The organism is uncultured Algibacter sp. (genome assembly GCF_947487605.1).
Classification (GTDB): domain Bacteria; phylum Bacteroidota; class Bacteroidia; order Flavobacteriales; family Flavobacteriaceae; genus Algibacter_D.
The window spans coordinates 340,916-360,372 of the sequence record NZ_CANKXK010000001.1; the positions used below are offsets into that span (position 1 = coordinate 340,916).

22 protein-coding genes are annotated in these 19,457 nt (G+C 32.2%); 11 read left to right on the forward strand and 11 right to left on the reverse strand.

All coding sequences use genetic code 11. The annotated features are described in order from the left end of the window. The first annotated feature begins 58 nt into the window (after nt 1-58). A complete protein-coding gene (locus Q0739_RS01600) occupies nt 59-754 on the forward strand; it encodes a spondin domain-containing protein (protein ID WP_298236941.1) in 696 nt (231 codons plus the stop codon). Here Q0739_RS01600 and Q0739_RS01605 read toward each other — a convergent pair. Continuing rightward, complete coding sequence (locus Q0739_RS01605; protein ID WP_298236942.1) at nt 725-1,756, reverse strand: quinone-dependent dihydroorotate dehydrogenase; 1,032 nt, start codon at nt 1,754-1,756, stop codon at nt 725-727. The two genes, Q0739_RS01600 and Q0739_RS01605, sit on opposite strands and share 30 nt — an antisense overlap. A gap of 91 nt (nt 1,757-1,847) precedes the next feature. Between Q0739_RS01605 and pepT the strand changes: the two genes are divergently transcribed. Together pepT and Q0739_RS01615 are read left to right on the forward strand one after the other, a co-directional pair. Further along, nucleotides 1,848-3,086, forward strand: a complete 1,239-nt coding sequence (gene pepT / locus Q0739_RS01610) for a peptidase T (RefSeq protein WP_298237070.1) — start codon at nt 1,848-1,850, stop codon at nt 3,084-3,086. 16 nt (nt 3,087-3,102) lie between these two features. Then, on the forward strand, nt 3,103-3,702 hold the full coding sequence (locus Q0739_RS01615) for a DUF1801 domain-containing protein (RefSeq protein WP_298236943.1): 600 nt from the start codon (nt 3,103-3,105) through the stop codon (nt 3,700-3,702). A 169-nt stretch (nt 3,703-3,871) separates the two neighbouring features. Here Q0739_RS01615 and yajC read toward each other — a convergent pair whose 3' ends face one another. The 3 genes from yajC to nusB all read right to left on the reverse strand — a co-directional run bounded on the left by yajC (nt 3,872) and on the right by nusB (nt 5,679). Continuing rightward, nucleotides 3,872-4,159, reverse strand: coding sequence for a preprotein translocase subunit YajC (gene yajC / locus Q0739_RS01620; protein ID WP_298236944.1), 288 nt, complete (start codon nt 4,157-4,159; stop codon nt 3,872-3,874). A 13-nt stretch (nt 4,160-4,172) separates the two neighbouring features. Further along, a complete protein-coding gene (locus Q0739_RS01625) occupies nt 4,173-4,652 on the reverse strand; it encodes a DUF1573 domain-containing protein (RefSeq protein ID WP_298236945.1) in 480 nt (159 codons plus the stop codon). A gap of 82 nt (nt 4,653-4,734) precedes the next feature. Continuing rightward, nucleotides 4,735-5,679 carry a transcription antitermination factor NusB gene (gene nusB, locus Q0739_RS01630; protein ID WP_298236946.1) on the reverse strand — a complete coding sequence of 315 codons (945 nt, stop codon included), beginning with the start codon at nt 5,677-5,679 and terminating at the stop codon, nt 4,735-4,737. A gap of 218 nt (nt 5,680-5,897) precedes the next feature. Between nusB and Q0739_RS01635 the strand changes: the two genes are divergently transcribed. Beyond that, nucleotides 5,898-7,661 carry an ABC transporter ATP-binding protein gene (locus Q0739_RS01635; RefSeq protein ID WP_298236947.1) on the forward strand — a complete coding sequence of 588 codons (1,764 nt, stop codon included), beginning with the start codon at nt 5,898-5,900 and terminating at the stop codon, nt 7,659-7,661. A gap of 153 nt (nt 7,662-7,814) precedes the next feature. Continuing rightward, complete coding sequence (locus Q0739_RS01640) at nt 7,815-8,207, forward strand: PUR family DNA/RNA-binding protein (RefSeq protein WP_298236948.1); 393 nt, start codon at nt 7,815-7,817, stop codon at nt 8,205-8,207. 49 nt (nt 8,208-8,256) lie between these two features. On the opposite strand, the gene Q0739_RS01645 is transcribed toward Q0739_RS01640, so the two are convergent. From Q0739_RS01645 to Q0739_RS01655, 3 genes are read right to left on the reverse strand one after another with little or no spacing between them, the layout of a single operon-like run. Then, complete coding sequence (locus tag Q0739_RS01645) at nt 8,257-9,288, reverse strand: lysophospholipid acyltransferase family protein (RefSeq protein ID WP_298236949.1); 1,032 nt, start codon at nt 9,286-9,288, stop codon at nt 8,257-8,259. Nucleotides 9,289-9,301: 13 nt separating this feature from the next. After that, nucleotides 9,302-10,195 carry a bile acid:sodium symporter family protein gene (locus Q0739_RS01650; RefSeq protein WP_298236950.1) on the reverse strand — a complete coding sequence of 298 codons (894 nt, stop codon included), beginning with the start codon at nt 10,193-10,195 and terminating at the stop codon, nt 9,302-9,304. A 3-nt stretch (nt 10,196-10,198) separates the two neighbouring features. Then, nucleotides 10,199-10,534, reverse strand: a complete 336-nt coding sequence (locus Q0739_RS01655; RefSeq protein ID WP_298236951.1) for a tRNA-binding protein — start codon at nt 10,532-10,534, stop codon at nt 10,199-10,201. Between the two features lie 46 nt (nt 10,535-10,580). Between Q0739_RS01655 and Q0739_RS01660 the strand changes: the two genes are divergently transcribed. Next, nucleotides 10,581-11,138 carry a thioredoxin family protein gene (locus tag Q0739_RS01660; RefSeq protein WP_298237071.1) on the forward strand — a complete coding sequence of 186 codons (558 nt, stop codon included), beginning with the start codon at nt 10,581-10,583 and terminating at the stop codon, nt 11,136-11,138. Here the strand turns inward: Q0739_RS01660 and Q0739_RS01665 are convergent. The 3 genes from Q0739_RS01665 to Q0739_RS01675 all read right to left on the reverse strand — a co-directional run bounded on the left by Q0739_RS01665 (nt 11,135) and on the right by Q0739_RS01675 (nt 13,350). Further along, complete coding sequence (locus Q0739_RS01665) at nt 11,135-11,620, reverse strand: GNAT family N-acetyltransferase (RefSeq protein WP_298236952.1); 486 nt, start codon at nt 11,618-11,620, stop codon at nt 11,135-11,137. The two genes, Q0739_RS01660 and Q0739_RS01665, sit on opposite strands and share 4 nt — an antisense overlap. After that, on the reverse strand, nt 11,621-12,163 hold the full coding sequence (locus Q0739_RS01670) for a YfiT family bacillithiol transferase (protein ID WP_298236953.1): 543 nt from the start codon (nt 12,161-12,163) through the stop codon (nt 11,621-11,623). It lies immediately after the preceding gene. 254 nt (nt 12,164-12,417) lie between these two features. Beyond that, nucleotides 12,418-13,350, reverse strand: coding sequence for a peptidylprolyl isomerase (locus Q0739_RS01675; protein ID WP_298236954.1), 933 nt, complete (start codon nt 13,348-13,350; stop codon nt 12,418-12,420). Nucleotides 13,351-13,648: 298 nt separating this feature from the next. On the opposite strand from Q0739_RS01675, the gene Q0739_RS01680 reads away from it, so the two are divergent. Continuing rightward, nucleotides 13,649-13,867 carry a GNAT family N-acetyltransferase gene (locus Q0739_RS01680; RefSeq protein ID WP_298236955.1) on the forward strand — a complete coding sequence of 73 codons (219 nt, stop codon included), beginning with the start codon at nt 13,649-13,651 and terminating at the stop codon, nt 13,865-13,867. A gap of 32 nt (nt 13,868-13,899) precedes the next feature. Here the strand turns inward: Q0739_RS01680 and Q0739_RS01685 are convergent, their stop codons facing one another. After that, nucleotides 13,900-16,104: an ATP-dependent DNA helicase RecQ gene (locus tag Q0739_RS01685; RefSeq protein WP_298236956.1), complete on the reverse strand. Its 2,205-nt coding sequence runs from the start codon at nt 16,102-16,104 to the stop codon at nt 13,900-13,902. Between the two features lie 202 nt (nt 16,105-16,306). On the opposite strand from Q0739_RS01685, the gene Q0739_RS01690 reads away from it, so the two are divergent. The 4 genes from Q0739_RS01690 (at nt 16,307) to lptB (ending at nt 19,410) form a co-directional block, all read left to right on the forward strand. Further along, the gene (locus Q0739_RS01690) at nt 16,307-17,272 is read left to right on the forward strand and encodes a KpsF/GutQ family sugar-phosphate isomerase (RefSeq protein ID WP_298236957.1); all 966 of its coding nucleotides are present in this window, start codon (nt 16,307-16,309) and stop codon (nt 17,270-17,272) included. Next, the gene (gene tatC / locus Q0739_RS01695) at nt 17,272-18,090 is read left to right on the forward strand and encodes a twin-arginine translocase subunit TatC (RefSeq protein WP_298236958.1); all 819 of its coding nucleotides are present in this window, start codon (nt 17,272-17,274) and stop codon (nt 18,088-18,090) included. Before Q0739_RS01690 ends, tatC begins: the two co-directional genes overlap by 1 nt. Beyond that, complete coding sequence (locus tag Q0739_RS01700) at nt 18,083-18,427, forward strand: carboxymuconolactone decarboxylase family protein (RefSeq protein WP_298236959.1); 345 nt, start codon at nt 18,083-18,085, stop codon at nt 18,425-18,427. The genes tatC and Q0739_RS01700 overlap by 8 nt, the downstream gene beginning before the upstream one ends. Before the next feature lie 242 nt (nt 18,428-18,669). Further along, on the forward strand, nt 18,670-19,410 hold the full coding sequence (gene lptB / locus Q0739_RS01705) for an LPS export ABC transporter ATP-binding protein (RefSeq protein ID WP_298236960.1): 741 nt from the start codon (nt 18,670-18,672) through the stop codon (nt 19,408-19,410). Nucleotides 19,411-19,457 lie beyond the last annotated feature (47 nt).

Genomic DNA, 19,457 nt, shown 5'->3' on the forward strand with positions numbered 1-19,457 from the left:
ATTTTTGTAAGGTAACACCATAATGTTACGACTTGAAACAATAACTTATTCATTTGAAATGAAAAATATTATTCTATCATTATTACTTTTTGGAACCTTATTATCTTGTTCGAATTCCGATGATAACGCAAAAACTATTATAACGGTAAAAACCATAGCGACTTACAATATAACTTTCACAAACTTTTGGAATGAAGCAGATCATGGACCTTTACCAAGCAGTCCACATTGGTCTCCATTAGTAGGCGTAAACCATAGTAGTGAAATTACATTTTTAGAAACTGGAAGTATTGCAAGCCAGGGCATAGAGGATATTGCAGAAAATGGTGTTAACACTAATTTTAATAATGATGTTATAGAAAGTATTGCAAATGGAACCTCTGAGCAATATATTGAAGGGAGTAGCTTATTTTTATCCAACGGAAATACAATCGAAATCAATGATTTAAAAATTAGCCAAGACTATCCATTACTTACATTAATTTCAATGATTGCACCGAGTCCAGATTGGATGGTATTTATTAATGGTGTTAATTTAAGAAATGAAAACAACGAGGAATGGAAAACGTTGGTAAATCTAGATTTATCTGTTTATGATTCGGGAACAGATAGTGGCTCGTCCTATTCTGCCGCTAATTCTGACATTAAACCACATTTACCAATTTCAAGTTTGCAAGGAATAGTACCTTTCAATAACGAAAAAGTAGCTTCGTTAGCTATTACACTACAAAGTATTGCTACTTTGGATAATTAAAGCTTTATTGATTTCTTTTATAAGCTTTGGCCCTTCATAAATAAAACCAGTATATAACTGAACCAAATCGGCACCTGCTTCTATTTTTTCTAGAGCATCTTTTGCTGTGTGAATTCCACCAACACCAATAATAGGAAACGCTTTATTACTTTTTTGCGCCAAAAACCTAATAACTTCAGTTGATCTATTGGCCAAAGGTTTACCGCTAAGACCGCCTGTTTCTTTTTTATTATCTGAGCTTAATCCTTTGCGAGAAATTGTTGTGTTTGTGGCTATAACACCATCAATTTTTGTATCACTAACAATATCAATAATATCCAATAATTGGTCATCAGTTAAATCTGGAGCAATTTTTAATAAGATCGGTTTTTGGGTTTCCTTATTAGAATTTTCAGTTTTTAAAACCTTTAATAATTTTGTCAAAGGCTCTTTGTCTTGCAAAGCTCTTAAGTTAGGTGTATTAGGCGAACTTACATTAACCACGAAATAATCAACAAAATCAAACAAGGCATTAAAGCATATTTTATAATCATCTACAGCATTTTCATTAGGAGTTACTTTATTCTTTCCTATGTTTCCTCCAATTAAAACATTCTGGTTTTTCTTAAGTCGTTCAACTGCTTCAATAACACCTCCATTATTAAAACCCATACGGTTAATGATTGCTGAATCTAACTTCAACCTAAACAAACGCTTTTTTGGATTTCCTGGTTGTGCTTTAGGTGTTAAAGTTCCTATTTCTATAAAGCCAAAACCAAAGTTTGATAATTCATTAAATAATTTAGCATCTTTATCAAATCCAGCAGCTAAACCTACCGGATTTTTAAATTTTAAACCAAATAACTCCCGTTCTAATTTAGGGTCTTCAATACGGTATATACTATTTATAATTGAAGAAACTAGTGGTATTTTATTAATAAAACGGATTATTGAAAATGTAAAATAATGAACTTTCTCAGGATCAAACCAAAATAAAATAGGTCGGATAATTAGTTTATACATAGTGCCGTAAATTGTACAGCAAAAGTACCATTCATTTCTTAAAAAATAGCACGAAGTTATTTGAAAATTAATAGTATTTTAGTACAAACAAATTACTACTATGCAACATATAATTGACCGATTTATTGGTTACGTAACTATAGATACCGAGTCAGATCCAAATTCGAATACCACGCCTAGTACAGAAAAGCAATGGAACTTGGCTAATAAACTTGCTAAAGAGTTAAAAGCAATTGGCATGCATGATGTTACTATTGATGACAATGCCTACATTATGGCTACTTTACCCAGCAATGTAGACCATAATGTGCCAACAATTGGATTTATATCTCATTTAGATACCTCACCAGATTTTACAGGAGCTAATGTTAAACCACAAATTCATAAAAATTATCATGGTGGTGATATTTTACTTAACAAAGAAGAAAATATTGTACTCTCTCCCAGCTATTTTGAAGATTTACGTATGTACGTTGGTCAAACTTTAATCACTACTGACGGAACAACACTTTTAGGTGCTGATGACAAAGCAGGTATTTGCGAAATTGTCTCTGCTATGGAATATTTAATTAATCATCCTGAAATTAAACACGGGAAAATTCGCGTTGGTTTCACACCTGACGAAGAGATAGGCCGAGGTGCACATAAATTTGATGTTGAAAAATTTGGTGCAGATTGGGCTTATACCATGGATGGTAGCCAAATAGGTGAATTAGAATACGAAAACTTTAATGCAGCAGCTGCCGTAATTACTATTAAAGGTAAAATTGTACATCCTGGATATGCTAAAGGAAAAATGGTTAACTCTATGTATATTGCACAAGAGTTTATTAATTCCTTACCACGACTTGAAACGCCCGAACATACAAAGGGATATGAAGGCTTTTTTCATTTGCATTCTATAAATGGTGATGTTGAAAAAACCGTATTGCAATATATTATACGAGACCATGATAAAGGACACTTTGAAGCACGAAAAGAAGTGATGCAAAAACTAACTAACGAGCTTAACTCTCAATATGGAAGAGAAGTTATTAAGACTGAAATTAAAGATCAATACTACAATATGAAAGAAAAGGTAGAACCTGTTATGCATATTGTTGATATTGCAGAAGAAGCTATGAAGCAAGTTGGCATAGAACCGCTTATAAAAGCTATTCGTGGCGGCACAGATGGTTCGCAACTTAGTTACATGGGTTTACCTTGTCCAAACATTTTTGCAGGTGGACATAACTTTCATGGACGTTATGAATACATCCCTGTAGAGAGCATGCTAAAGGCGATAGAGGTTATTTGTAAAATTGCTGAATTGACAGCTTTAAAAAAATAATTTTCATATTTCAACTATGAAAAAAATATACTCCGTTGAAGAATATATTGAAGAAAATTCAAATTTTAGTGATGCGTTAGTTTTGTTGCGAAACATCATGAATGAAACCGAACTAGAAGAAACTGTTAAATGGAGTGCACCTGTATATGCTTTAAACGGAAAAAACGTTTTAAGTCTTGGTGCTTTTAAAAACCATTTTGGTATTTGGTTTTTTAACGGCGTGTTTTTAAAAGACGAACAAAAACTACTTGCTAACGCACAAGAAGGAAAAACAAAAGCAATGCGACAAATGCGTTTTGAAAGCATTATTGATGTTGACCCAAATATCGTTCTAGCATACGTAAAAGAAGCTATTGAGAATCAAAAACTAGGTAAAGAAATAAAGCCAGACAGAACAAAAAAGAAAACAATTATTCCTAAAGAGTTACAAGATGCTTTAAGTAGTAATACTGAATTAAATTCAAATTTTAATTCCTTGTCTAATTACAAACAAAGGGAGTATTGCGACTATATAGCATCTGCAAAACGTGATGCTATTAAGCAAACACGATTAGAAAAAATAATACCAATGATTATACAAGGTGTTGGTTTAAACGATAAGTATAAAAAATGTTGATTATAAATATCTGCTACTTGTCATTCCCATGAAAACGGGAATCCACTTTATAAATATTTGCCAATAGATTACTGGCTTCGCAGGAATGACAAATCTCGCATTAAGCCATTTCAAAGTATAAAAAAAGCATCCTAAACGGATGCTTTTATCAAATCTAAATAGATTGTTATTATTTTGCAGGTGCATTAAGTTTAGAACTCATTTCCATAGAAATGGCAGATCTATCAAACTTTAACTTTCCTGCCATAGTTTCTATAATGCAGCTATTGTCTTTGTCGTTTAAATCGGATACTTTTCCGTGTAAACCACTTTTAGTAACCACTTTATCACCTCGTTTTAATTCTGCAGCGAATTTCTTTTCTTTTTTTGCACGTTTCATTTGTGGTGCAATCATAAAGAAATATACAACTACAAACATTAAAATAAAGGGCAACATTGACCCAATTCCTTCTCCCATCTTTTATTTAAATTTAGCTTTTTGCTGCAGCAGGTTTTGCTGCGTTAGGATCTGGCTTAACAAAAGCCGTAATCTTTACTGTTTCTGTTCCTTTTTCTGTATTTGCAGTAACCGTAATAGTTTTAGATACTTTATTAGTACCACTTCCATTAAACTTCACGGTAAACTTACCAGATTCTCCAGCTGCTAAAGGCTCTCTACTCCAATCTTTTGGTACAGTACATCCACATGAACTTTTAATATCGGTAATTACTAAAGGAGCTTCACCTGTATTTGTATAGTTAAATACAGTTTCAACTGGTGTTTTAGCTTCAATTTCGCCAAAATCATGCTCTTTTTTATCGAACTCAATTATTGGAAATTTAGAAGCAACCGCATCTCTTTCAGCAGCTTGTGCCACATTAGCCTCTTCTATTTTTTTTGATGCATCTTCTTTACAGGACATAAATGCTATCATGCACAATGCAGAAAATCCTAAAAATACTTTTTTCATGATATTCACTTTTTAATTTGGTTTGTAAAAATAGCAATAATTTAATCGTTTTAAAATTTTTTGCTTACTTCTTAACAGAAAATTACAACAATCCTCGCCCTATCTTGTTAAGTTTATCCTCACTTTGATATTCCTTAACCAATTTATCTAGAATCCCATTTATAAAAATACTGCTCTTCGGAGTTGAATATTCTTTAGCAATTTCTAGATATTCATTAATAGTTACTTTAACTGGTATCGATGGAAATTCTTTTAATTCACAAATAGCCATTTGAAGTAACACAAAATCTACATTTGCTATACGGTCGGAATCCCAATTTTGTGTTTTAAGCTCTATTTCTTTGTTTAAAGACGTTGCGTTAAGCAGTGTTTTTCTAAGTAAATCAATTGCAAATTGCTTATCCTCTATATCTTTATAAAGCTTTGGCGTAAAAAGATTTTGCGATTCTACCGACTTAGCTTTTCTAAGAAGTTTTAAAATAGTTGTGTTTACAGTTGGCAAATCGTCTAACCAAGTTAGGTTTTTATCTTCTATATATTCGTAAAGCTTATCATTGGGAGCTATAACTTCTTTAAAAATATCGACTATAAAATTCTTATCTTCTTTAAAAGTAGCTGTCCTAGTATGCATATAATCTGTATACAAATCACTTTTAACGATAGCTTTATATAGAATATCAACGTATTCACTATCCAACTCCCAATTTGTAATATTATGAGATTTAAATTGCTCATTCAACGAAATATTGCCTTTAATGGCTTTCAATAATTCGTTATTAATAAATTTTTTATTAGGATGTTTATCTTCTTGGGTAGCTAAATGTTTGTTTTGCTTTTTTTGTAAATCGTCTTCAGCTCGTTTTTGAACTTCAATAAGCAGCGACATTAACAATAAGTACAAGTTGTACATGTTATCAATACTAAACAACAAAAACTTTTGATCTTTTGAAAGGTCATCGCTTTCACTTCCTTTAAAAGCATAAATAGATTGCATTACTTTAACACGAATATGGCGTCTGTTTAGCATGATTACAAAGAACTTTATTTACAAAATAACTATTTAGTTAGTTTCATTTAGATTGCAAAAATAATACTATTTTAAAAAAGTCTGACGATATTATTAGTTTTATTAATCTATAAATGACTTTTGGATATATTTAACACAAGCATCAAGTAAGACAAATAATTTTAAATGATTATTACCTTATCTTTGCTAACTCATTTTTAAGTCATGGTTAGAATTTAATGAAAGAATTACAACACTTAAACAAGTACTTTTTAAAATACAAATTTCATTTAATTGTTGGTGTCATCATTACAATTGTTGCTCGAATTTTCCTTCTTTTTACTCCGCGTTACGTAAAAGAAATTTTTGTCATTATTGAAAAATATTTGAAAGGAGGCGTAACTGAAAGTACTATAAAAACAGAATTAACAGAAGTTATCTTATATATTGTTGGTGCTGCATTAATTGGAGGTATTCTTACCTTTTTTATGCGGCAAACCATTATTAATGTCTCTCGGTATATCGAATACGATTTAAAAAACGAGGTATACGCTCAATATCAAAAGTTATCCCTCAATTTTTACAAGAAAAACAGAACAGGCGATTTAATGAATCGCATTAGTGAAGATGTTGGTCGTGTGCGAATGTACGCAGGTCCAGCCATCATGTATAGTATAAATACCATTGCACTTTTTGTAATTGTTATTATTTATATGATTAATGCTTCACCAAAATTAACACTTTACACCGTTTTACCACTACCAATTCTATCAGTTATTATCTATAAACTTAGTAAAGAAATACACAAACGAAGCACCATAGTTCAAGAATACTTATCGAAACTTTCTACATATACACAAGAATCTTTTAGCGGCATTTCTGTAATTAAAGCATATGGCATAGAGCCGAAAACATCTAGAAATTTTAACCAATTAGCTTCTGAGAGTAAAGCAAAACAAATAAGTTTAGTAAAAGTACAAGCGTGGTTTTTCCCTATGATGATTTTGCTAATTGGCACCAGTAACCTCCTAGTTATTTACGTTGGAGGCATGCAATACATTAATGGCGAAATAGAAAGTTTAGGTACTATAGCAGAGTTTATTATTTACGTTAACATGCTTACATGGCCCGTTGCAACAGTAGGTTGGGTAACTTCTATTGTACAACAAGCTGAAGCATCTCAAAAACGCATCAACGAATTTTTAAAGATTGAGCCTGAAATAAAAAATCATTCTGAAGCCTCCACCGAAATCAATGGGGATCTTGTGTTTAAAAACGTATCGTTCACCTATGATGACACCAATATACAGGCCTTAAAAGACGTTAGCTTTAGTATTAAAGAGGGAGAAACACTTGCTATACTAGGAAAAACTGGTGCAGGCAAATCGACTATTTTAGATTTAATTGGACGGTTATATGACATTGATTCTGGTAGCATTATCATTAATAATTTAAGCTTAGCAAAACACAATTTAACCAATTTAAGGGATAACATTGGTTACGTTCCTCAAGATGCTTTCTTATTTTCAGATACCATAAAAAACAACATTAAGTTTGGAAAAGAAGATGCTACAGAAGAAGATGTTATTACAGCCGCAAAGAATGCCCAAGTACACAAAAACATAGTAAAATTTAATAATGCTTATGACACCATTTTAGGAGAACGTGGTATTACACTATCTGGCGGGCAAAAGCAGCGTATTTCTATAGCTAGAGCGATTATAAAGTCTCCAAAAATTCTATTATTTGATGATTGCTTATCTGCTGTTGACACAGAAACAGAAGAGAAAATATTAAAAAATCTTAATAAAATATCTAAAGGAAAAACTACTATAATAGTTAGTCATAGAGTGTCTTCTGCTAAAAATGCTGATAAAATTATTGTTCTAGATGCTGGTATAGTATTACAAGAGGGTACGCATGAAACACTTATAGATCAAGATGGCTACTACAAAGACCTTTACTTAAAACAATTAAGTGAGAATATTTCTAGCCAATCTTAAGCTCAATTAATAAAGGCACAATCATTTTAATTATTAAATTAAATGTAACAAAATTGAAGATCGTAAAAAGAAACTTCAAAAAATGTTGGTAAGTTTCGGTTTTTTTTAGATTTTTGATGAACACAATACTAATTCAATAAATTAAAAATAACTATGAACAACAATGATATGATGGAGAGAGAGGAGATTTTTTCGAAAGTATTACGAGCTGGAAGACGCACCTATTTTTTCGATGTAAGAGCGACAAAAGCTGAAGATTATTACCTTACAATTACAGAGAGTAAAAAGTTTACCAACGATGATGGGTCTTTTCACTACAAAAAGCATAAAATATATATCTATAAAGAGGATTTTGCTGAATTCAAAGAAATTTTAGCTGAAATGACCGATTATATAATTCGCGAAAAAGGTGATGAAGTTATAAGTGAGCGTCACCAAAAAGATTTTAAGAAAGAATATGACGATGCACCAGCAATTGTAAAAGAAGTGAAAGACACACCTGATTCTACTGAAAGTTTTACAGATATAGATTTTGACGATATTTAATAGAATTCGCAATAAAAATACAAGCCGTAACTTAAAAGTTACGGTTTTTTTATGTCTTTACTGCTAGTAAAACTATCCCTAAAACAACTATTAAATATGCAATAGCAATACCCCATCCAAAACTAAAAACACATAAAAACACTAATAACAAAACCCAAACAGGCACCAAAGTTACCGCCACAGCAAACCTAAATGTAGACATAAACTCTATTTCTTTTATTTGAGGCTGAACCATAAATTTCCACAAAAAATAGGGCACAAATAAGTTTACAATTAATAATATTTTAAAGAAACTTCTTAATCCTTCAATCTTAGATTTTGGTTGATTATGGCAATTTTGAAAACCACTTTTTATACAGCTATTTACTTGTTGAGGGTTTAAAAAATCAACATTCAAATCGTTCAATCTTTTAAGAGTTCTATCGTAGTTTTCAGTTGGAATATGAGCTGTTAATTTTGAAAGTTCTAATTGAATCTTTGTCTTTAGTTTTAAAACATCTTCATGTCTATTTCCAGAAAAAAAATCTTTAGCCCTAATAGGTTTTCCGTAAAATATAGAAGTACCGTCTGGAAAATGTATCGCATTCTTAAAATTTAAACCTACAGGTATAAGTTGCAAATCTGTATTAGGATATTTTTCGAGAGTATCAAAAACTATTCTAGTAAAACCTTTACTTAATGGCCTTACAGTTCTAACTAAATTATGCCCCCCTTCTGGAAAAATTAAAACAGACTCACCCTTGTTTAATAATTTTGTACAGGTTTCAAAAATGGCAGTATTATTGGTTAAATTATTCCAACCGTCTCTAATACGGTAAACAGGAAGCATTTGTAAAGAGGCAAATATTTTGCTTATAAATGCTTTTTTAAATACACCAGCTCTGGTTAAAAAAAACAAGAACCTATCGCAATTTATTCCTATTAATAGTGGGTCTAAGAGCGCATTTTGATGATTCGCTAAAAACAGTACAGGTTTATTTTTAGGAATGTTTTCTTTATTAAAAACATTAATCTTTTTAAAGTAGAAGAAGAACCCCAATTTTAAATATGCTCGTACACTAAATAACCAAAGTTTTTGCAATATGTTGAAATTTTTAATTCTTATGCGACCAATAAAATGCCAGTAATAACCCAGAAATTATATGCCAAATACCCCAAAAAGCAGCTAAAATAGCCATACCTCCTAGTCCGTTAAAGAACGTAAAAATGAGCAATAATCCTAATCCAGAATTCTGAATTCCCGTTTCTATAGCTATTGTTTTTTGATTTTTAAAAGATAACTTAAATAGTTTAGCCATTGTAAGTCCTAACAATATGGCTATTATGTTGTGTGATATGCCTAGTAGTAATACATGCTGTATATAAGCATTAAAAACATCAATATTATTTGAAAAAGCAATAACTACAATAGCCCCAAATACTATAATTGAAAGTGGTTTTAATATTTTAGAAAGTTTCATAGCTGTATTTGCAAAATTATACCTCACAAGCATACCTAGAACTAGTGGAATGCCAAGAATGAGAAGAACTAGTTGCAACAATTCAAAAGGGTTTAATGCTACATCTTTTAATAGCGTAGCTGTTGGTTGATACATACTGCCATAAAATTGAAAATTAAATGGGGTCATAAAAACAGCAACAAAAGTAGCAAACGCGGTTAGACTAATTGAAAGCGCTGTATTACCTTTCGCTAAATGCGTCATGAAATTAGATATATTACCGCCTGGACAAGCAGCAACTAACATCATTCCAAGTGCTATACTTGGTTGAGGTTTAATTAAGATAATAAAACCATACGTTATTAGGGGTAACAATATAAATTGAGACAGGATTCCGACGAAAACTAATTTTGGCCGTTTTAAAAGCGCTTTAAAATCATCTATTGTAATACCTAAGGCCACGCCAAACATAACAATAGCGAGGGCAATATTTAAAACCCAAAGACCCGTACTATCAAAATTTATTTTAGCTGTATCAAGATCCTGCATAAACTAAGCCACAACACTTCCATTTTTAACTTTGGTTTCTGGATTTAAAAGTACAACGTCCTTACCATTAACGGCTCCAAGTACTAAACATTCACTCATAAATTTAGCAATTTGCTTTTCAGGAAAGTTTACAATAGCTACAATTTGTCTTTGAAGCAAATCTTCTTTATTATAAAGCGTTGTTATTTGTGCTGAAGATTTTTTAATTCCTAAATCCCCAAAATCTATGGTTAATTTATAAGCGGGATTCCGAGCTTCAGGAAAAACGTTAACCTCAATTATGGTTCCTATGCGTAAATCTACTTTGGTAAAATCTTCAAAAGTAATTGTGTTATCCATTTTTTAAAAATACAAATTTTAACGAACTTTGATAAAAATATTAGCTATGGCTCGTACACCTTCAAATATGCTTCCTTTAGAAACAAAAGCTCATGATTTTTCACTTATAGATACCATTTCAGGATCGAGATTAAGCTTGAATGAATTAAAAGGTGAAAAAGGAACCGTAATTATGTTTATATGCAACCACTGCCCTTTTGTAATTCATGTGAACCCTAAATTGGTTTCCATCGCTAACGATTATCTGTCCAAAGGAATTTCTTTTATTGCTATTTCTAGTAATGATGTGATTAACTACCCACAAGATTCACCGGAAAACATGAAGATTCATGCTAAAAATGAAGGCTACCCTTTCCCCTATTTATATGACGAAACACAAGTAGTAGCAATAGCTTACGATGCGGCTTGTACACCAGATTTTTATGTTTTTAACTCAGAATTAAAACTATCTTACAGAGGTCAACTAGATGATTCAAGACCTGGTAATGGGATTCCTGTTACGGGAAAAAATTTAAAAAATGCTTTGGATTGTTTAATTGAAAATAAGGAAAACACACAATTACAAAAACCGAGTATTGGATGCAATATAAAATGGAAAATTTAAGTTAGTCTTAATTGCCAAATACCAACATTCTGCCACTCACCAAATTTCTTTCCCACTTCTTTTAAGTTTGCTACTTGCTCGAACCCAAGTTTCTCATGGAGTTTTATACTAGCTTCATTTGGTATGGTTAATACACCTAAAACCGTATGCAAGTTGGTTTCTTTAAGTAGTCTAATTAATTCTGTATAGAGTTTTGTCCCAATTTGTTTTCCATGTACATTGTGCTTAACATAAACCGTCGATTCTGCTACAAAATCATAAGCAGCTCTTGGTCTAAACCTACTTCCATAAGCATATCCTAGTATCTCATTATTTTCCTCGTAAACGATATAAGGATAATTAGGAATAATTTGATTTAACTTATTAGTAAAAGTTTCTAGTGTTAAAGGTTCAATATCAAAATTAGCAGTTGTATTTATTACATAATAATTATAAATATCAAGTAATTCTTGAGCGTCATTTATATGAACTGGTCTTATCATTTACTTCCAACCTTTGCGTTTTATTAGATTTTCAATGTGCGCATAATGATGATTACTATGCCATGCATAATTACCAACGTTATAATCTAATTTTACTTCACTATTTGTTTCTGGGTGAATAAAATGCTTATTAAAATCATTTACAGACAAAGTATTTAATAAATAAACAAGTTTATAATGAATAACCCTTAGATGATTTAAAGACATTTCTATTGGGGCATTATAATCTTGAAGTTTTGCCCAATCTGCTTCATTATAAGCCTTAATAAGAGGTTTATCTTCTGTTAACGCCCACTTAAAACGCGTATAGCTATGATGATGACTATCGGATACATGATGCACCACTTGTCTGATAGTCCAACCATCTGGTCTATAAGCTGTATCTAATTGCTGATTGGTTAAATTCTTTACAAGATTCTCTAATCGATTAGGAAAATGCTCTAAAATGGATATCCAACTTTTAATATGATCTTGAGAAATGTTGTTTGGACAATCAAATTGCCCAATTGGATATTTTAGTTTTTCTAGTTCTTGATTTGTCATGCATAAATATAAAAAAAGCACCTCGAATGAAGTGCTTCATTATATAATAATATTATTTTTTAGCTTACTAAATAAATTTTTAAAGATACTTCGACTTGCTTGCCTTGAGTAAAGTCGAAAGACTCAGTATAAGTGATTCACTCAATTTTTAAATAAAAATTGGTTCTTAAGCATAGTTTAAATCTATAAAGATACTTCGGCTACGCTCAGTATAAGTGATTCACTCAATTTTTAAATAAAAATTGGTTCTCTACTTACTTTACATCCATCAACTCAACATCAAAAACAAGAGTTGCATCTGGTGGAATAACGCCTCCGGCACCTGCACTTCCGTACCCTAAATGACTAGGAATAACTAAACGTGCCTTATCACCTACTTTTAATAAGCTAATGCCTTCATCCCATCCTGGAATAACTTGACCAACACCTAAAGGAAAATCAATTGGTGCGTTACGTTTGTATGATGAATCAAAAACAGTCCCATCTGATAACTGACCTTTATAATGTACAGAAACAGTTTTACCTTTTTCTGCCTTATTACCGTCTCCTTTTTGTAAAATTTGATAACGTAAACCACTATCTGTTTTACTAAAACCAGCAGCAATTTTATCAAGCTCTGCTTCTGCTTTTGCCTTTTCTTCTGCTAATCTTTTTTCTCTAGAACCTTCAAAAGCTCTAAAAGCTTCAACAGCATTGAAAGCTTCCGCATCATCACCAACTCTTACTATCTCTAAACTTTCAATTTTATCACCTTGAGCAATAGCATCAACAATAGCTTGCCCCTCTTTAACTTTACCAAATACGGTATGTTTATTATCTAACCAAGATGTTTCAACATGGGTTATAAAAAACTGACTTCCATTTGTCCCAGGGCCTGCATTAGCCATAGATAAAACCCCTGGTCCATCGTGTTTTAAATCTGGATGAAATTCATCATCAAATTTATACCCTGGGTTTCCAGCTCCAGAACCTTGAGGACATCCCCCCTGAATCATAAAATCTGGAATAACTCTATGAAATTTTAATCCATCATAATAAGGTGTTCCCTGAGGTTTTACAGAGTTTTCTAAATTACCTTCAGCTAAAGCTACAAAGTTACCAACCGTTCCTGGTGTTTTTTGATATTCTAAGGTGACTAAAATTTCTCCTTTAGTCGTATTAAATTTTGCGTATAATCCGTCTTGCATGATTCTATTTTTTTAAGAAAGTGCAAAGATAGAAAACTATGTTAGAAGTATGTAGGCTAGGCTAAAAAGTATTTATTTAAAAAATAGATATATTTAGTATCATGCATATTGTGGTAAGAAAAGTAACTGTTAAAGACATTATTCTATTAGCGCTCATGGCACGAGTGACATTTAGAGAAGCCTTCGGTCATCTGTTTCATGATAATGAAACCCTTATTAGTTTTTTCGCAAAGTCATTTTCTATTGAAGCTTTGACAAAAAAATAAATGACAACAATAATGTATATTGGTTGGCTTTTTTGGATGATCTTCCCGTTGGATATGCCAAACTAATTAACGACTTTCTAAATCGTAAAATTGGGTATCTGTTACAAAATGAAATTTTTGAAGAAGCAAAACGAATAGAATCTAACCACCTATGGTTATCTGTGTACGTAGATAACCCTAAAGTTATTAGATTTTATGAACGCTATGGATACCATAAATTAGGAACGCATATCTTTGGTATCTTAAATTAGAATTTTGAGTTTCCGGTAATGAGTAAGACTTTTTAATTAGCTACTTCACTAATAAATTTAATTCGGTATAAACGCAACTCTTCATCATCATAATCGCCGTCAAACTCTTCAATGGCATCATCAATCGAATCAGTTTCAGACTCCATAAAATATTCATGAATTTCTTCTTGCTGGTCTTCATCTAAAATATCATTTAGCCAATAATCTATATTCAATTTTGTGCCCGAATACACAATAACCTCCATTTCTTTAATAAAATCTGTCATTGACATTCCTTTGGAAGATGAAATATCGTCTAGTGGTAATTTTCTATCTATATTTTGGATAATATAAAGCTTTAACGAAGAGTTACTTCCTGTAGATTTTACAACCATATCATCTGGACGAATAATATCGTGCTCTTCCACATAGTTAGCAATTAATGTCACAAAATCTTTACCATATTTCTTAGCTTTACCATCACCAACACCATGCACATTACCTAATTCTGCTATAGTTATTGGATATTTTAATGACATATCTTCTAGAGACGGGTCTTGGAATATAACAAATGGTGGTACGCCTAATTTTTTAGCATTTCTTTTACGCAAATCTTTTAGCATCCCCATTAATACTTCATCTGCTACCGCACCTCCTCCTTTTTCAGCAGTAATAATACTACCATCTTCTTGTGCGCCTTCAAAAATATGATCCTCAGTCATCATAAAAGACTTTGGTTTTGCAATAAAATCGCGACCAGAATCATGCAACTTTATAACACCATAGGTTTCAATATCTTTTCTTAAATAACCAGCAACTAAAACCTGTCTTAATAATGCCATCCAATATTTGTTGTCTTTGTTTTTTCCTTTACCAAAAAAGGATTGTTCGTTGGTTTTGTGCGAATTAATTAATGCGTTTTCTTTTCCAACTATAACATTAACCAAATCTTTAGATTTGTATTTCTCATTGGTATTATTAATGGTTTCTAATAAAATTTTTAGTTCATCTTTTGCTTCATGTTGCTTTTTAGGATATCTAACATTATCATCCATTTCGCCTCCCTCTCCTGTTTTGTTATCGAACTCTTCACCAAAATAATGAAGGATAAATTTTCTACGTGAAATAGATGTTTCTGCAAACGCTACAACCTCTTGCAACAAAGCTTGTCCTATCTCCTGTTCGGCAACAGGCTTACCAGACATGAATTTTTCTAACTTTTCAATATCTTTATAAGCATAAAAGGCCAAACAGTGTCCTTCGCCTCCATCTCGACCAGCACGACCTGTTTCTTGATAATAACTTTCTATACTTTTTGGAATATCGTGATGGATTACAAATCGCACATCTGGTTTGTCTATACCCATACCAAATGCTATAGTAGCAACCACAACATCAACATCTTCCATTAAAAACTTGTCTTGATAGCTTGATCTAGATTTAGCATCTAATCCTGCGTGATATGGCACCGCCTTAACACCATTTACTTGTAATACTTGCGCAAGTTCTTCAACACGTTTTCTACTTAGGCAATAAACAATCCCCGATTTACCCGCATTTTGTTTTATAAAACGAATAATATCGGCATCCACATTTTTAGTTTTCGGACGCACTTCATAATACAAATTAGGTCTGTTAAAGGACGCTTTAAACGTTTTAGCGTTACCAATACCTAAATTCTTAATAATATCTTCTTGTACTTTTGGCGTTGCTGTAGCTGTTAATCCTATAATAGGAATATTATCACCAATTCTACCTATTATATTACGTAAGTTTCTATATTCTGGTCTAAAATCATGCCCCCATTCGCTAATACAATGTGCTTCATCTATGGCCATAAAGGAAATCTTTACAGACCTCAAGAACTCAACATTTTCTTCTTTTGTTAAGGATTCTGGTGCTACATAAAGTAATTTAGTAACCCCACTAACAATATCCTCTTTTACGCGTTTAACTTCTGTTTTATTAAGCGAAGAATTTAACACATGTGCTACTCCTTCTTCATCAGAAATACCACGAATAGCGTCAACTTGATTCTTCATTAAAGCTATCAAAGGTGATACTACTATTGCTGTGCCCTCTTGCATCAATGCGGGGAGCTGGTAACAAAGCGATTTACCGCCACCAGTGGGCATTATTACAAATGTATGATTTCCTGATAGTAAACTCTCAATTACACCTTCTTGGAGTCCTTTGAATTTATTAAACCCAAAATATTTTTTTAGAGAAGTGTGTAAGTCACTTTTTGCCGTCAACATGAAATAAAAATAATGAATTTATGTGTTTAAACAACAATTAAACACCCAAATGCTATTAATTAATTTAGTAATCTTATTAGAGAACCCTCGTTTTTTTTTCGTTAGTTTTGTAACGAAATTTAATAAATCAAATAAGTTTTTATTTGACGAACATTAAAGATAACAAAATCTTTAAAAGCATCAACCAAAAAAATAATAAATTTTGAACTACAAAGATTCTATTATTCATACGGCCAAACAAACTATTGAAATGGAAAGTCAGGCAATTTCAAATTTGTCTCACCTCCTTACAGATGATTTTTCCAATGCAGTAGAATTAATTTACAAATCGAAAGGGCGGGTTATAATTACTGGAATTGGTAAAAGTGCCATTATCGCTAACAAAATTGTTGCAACTTTAAATTCTACCGGTACCCCATCTGTTTTTATGCATGCCGCAGATGCAATACATGGAGATTTAGGTCTCATTCTAAAAGATGATGTCGTAATATGTATATCAAAAAGTGGTAATACGCCAGAGATAAAAGTACTAATACCTTTAATTAAAAGCGCAAAAAATGCGATGATTGCCATTACTGGTAATAAAGATTCATTCCTGGGTAAGAATGCAAATTATGTTTTAAATACGTTTGTTGAAAAAGAAGCTTGCCCAAATAACTTAGCACCTACCACCAGTACTACTGCACAATTAGTTATGGGTGATGCGCTTGCAGTTTGTTTGTTAGAATTACGAGGTTTTTCTAGTAACGATTTTGCTAAATATCATCCTGGAGGCGCCTTAGGAAAAAAATTATATTTAAGGGTTCAAGATATTTCGTCAGCTAACGAAAAACCTAGCGTTTCCAGTAACACAAGTATAAAAGATGTAATTGTTGAAATTTCTGAAAAAATGCTTGGGGTTACTGCGGTTGTTGAAAATGAAAAAGTAATTGGCATAATTACAGATGGTGATTTAAGACGTATGCTTTCTAAAGTTGATAATTTCGCCTCATTAACTGCTAAAGATATTATGAGTATAAATCCTAAGCTTATTGAAGCAGAAGCTATGGCAATTGATGCGCTTGAAGTTATGGAGACTAATGAAATTTCCCAGCTACTCGTAGAAGATCATGGTAAATATGCAGGAGTGGTACATCTGCACGATTTAATAAAAGAAGGAATTATATAATGGCACGAAAGAACATAAATGAGATGTCTTTTTTAGACCATCTTGAGGATTTACGCTGGCATTTAATAAGAATAATTACAGCGGTAATTATAGTAGCAACTTTTGCTTTTATCTTTAGCAGGTTTTTATTTGATAAAATCATATTTGCGCCTAAGGATATGAGTTTCCCTACGTACAAATTTCTGTGTAATGCAGCTAATTTTATTGGGCTTGACACAACATTTTGTGCTGAACAAATGCCAATGATTATACAAAACCGGACGATGGCAGGACAGTTTTCGGCAGATATCTGGACCGCTATCCTAGCTGGTTTTGTTATTTCTTTCCCGTATGTAATCTATCAATTATGGAAGTTTATCAGCCCTGGTTTGCATGCAAATGAACGGAAGCACTCTAGAGGGTTTATTATAATTTCATCACTATTATTTTTTATTGGGGTACTATTTGGTTATTACATAGTAACTCCCTTATCTCTTAATTTTCTTGCGAATTACAGTATTTCAGAAATCGTTGATAATCAAATCGATATAAGCTCATATATAGCATTAGTGCGCTCTTCGGCTCTGGCATCAGGCCTAATTTTTGAGCTACCAATTATAATCTATTTCCTAACCAAAATAGGTTTAGTAACACCAGAAATATTAAGAAAATACAGAAAATATGCCCTCGTCGTAGTTCTTATACTTTCAGCTATAATTACACCACCAGATATCGCAAGTCAGGTAATTGTAGCAATCCCAATTTTAATATTATATCAAGTAAGTATTTACATTTCTAAAATTGTAATTAGAAATCAAAAAAGAAAAGAAAATGTCTGATATTGTTAAAGAGTTTAATGATTATCGAGAAAGAATGAACGACAAAATTCTTTCAGATAATAATAAAGTAATAAAACGTATTTTCAATTTAGATACAAACGCATTTTCCAAAGGTGCTTTAGATGTCAAAACAAAAGAATTGCTTGGTTTGGTAGCATCTACCGTATTGCGCTGTGATGATTGCGTGAAATATCATTTAGAAACGAGTTATAAAGAAGGTTTAACAAAAGAAGAAGTCGTCGAAGCCTTAAGCATTGCAACCTTAGTTGGCGGCACTATAGTCATTCCACATTTGCGACGTGCTTACGAGTTTTGGGATGCTCTAGAAAATCAATAGCTATATCGTACTTTGGGCGCTACCCTTAAGGGTCGGGCTTTACGCTAATAGTTTTGGCTCGATGCACGCCTCGCCAAAAGCTACCGCTGCAATCCCTAACGCACCTTTCAGCAATATTAAAACCTATATTAACGGTAATACTACCCCGCAAATTATATCTATCTAACAATTAAAAAGGTTAATGAAACGTTATACAGCTGCAACAATTTCCACAATTAATTAAAATTTCCGTAATTGCACCCATGATTCTAAGAGCAGAAAATTTAATGAAGTCCTATAGCGGACGAAAAGTTGTAAAAGATGTTTCACTAGAAGTAAAGCAAGGCGAAATCGTTGGTCTATTAGGCCCTAATGGTGCTGGAAAAACAACCTCTTTTTATATGATAGTTGGTTTAATAAAGCCTAATGGCGGACATATTTTCTTGGATAACCAAGAAATTACTAAATATCCCATGTACAAACGTGCACAAAACGGCATAGGCTATTTGGCACAAGAAGCTTCGGTATTTAGAAAATTAAGCATTGAAGACAATATATTAAGCGTGTTACAACTTACCAAACTTAGCAAGAAGCAACAACACGATAAAATGGAATCACTCATCGAAGAGTTTGGACTAGGTCATATTCGAAAAAACAGAGGCGATTTACTTTCTGGTGGAGAGCGTCGTCGTACAGAAATTGCACGTGCACTAGCTACCGATCCTAGTTTTATTTTATTAGATGAGCCTTTTGCTGGTGTAGACCCAGTAGCGGTTGAAGATATCCAGCGTATTGTAGCACAACTTACCAAAAAAAATATAGGCATTCTTATTACCGACCATAATGTACAAGAAACATTAGCTATTACAGATAGAACTTATTTAATGTTTGAAGGCGGTATTTTAAAACATGGTATCCCAGAAGACCTTGCTAATGATGAGATGGTGCGTAAAGTATATTTAGGACAGAACTTCGAGTTACGTAAAAAGAAAATACGGGATTAGGCTGTTTTAGCTATAACAAAAATAAAAATTCTTTGTTATTCAAACAT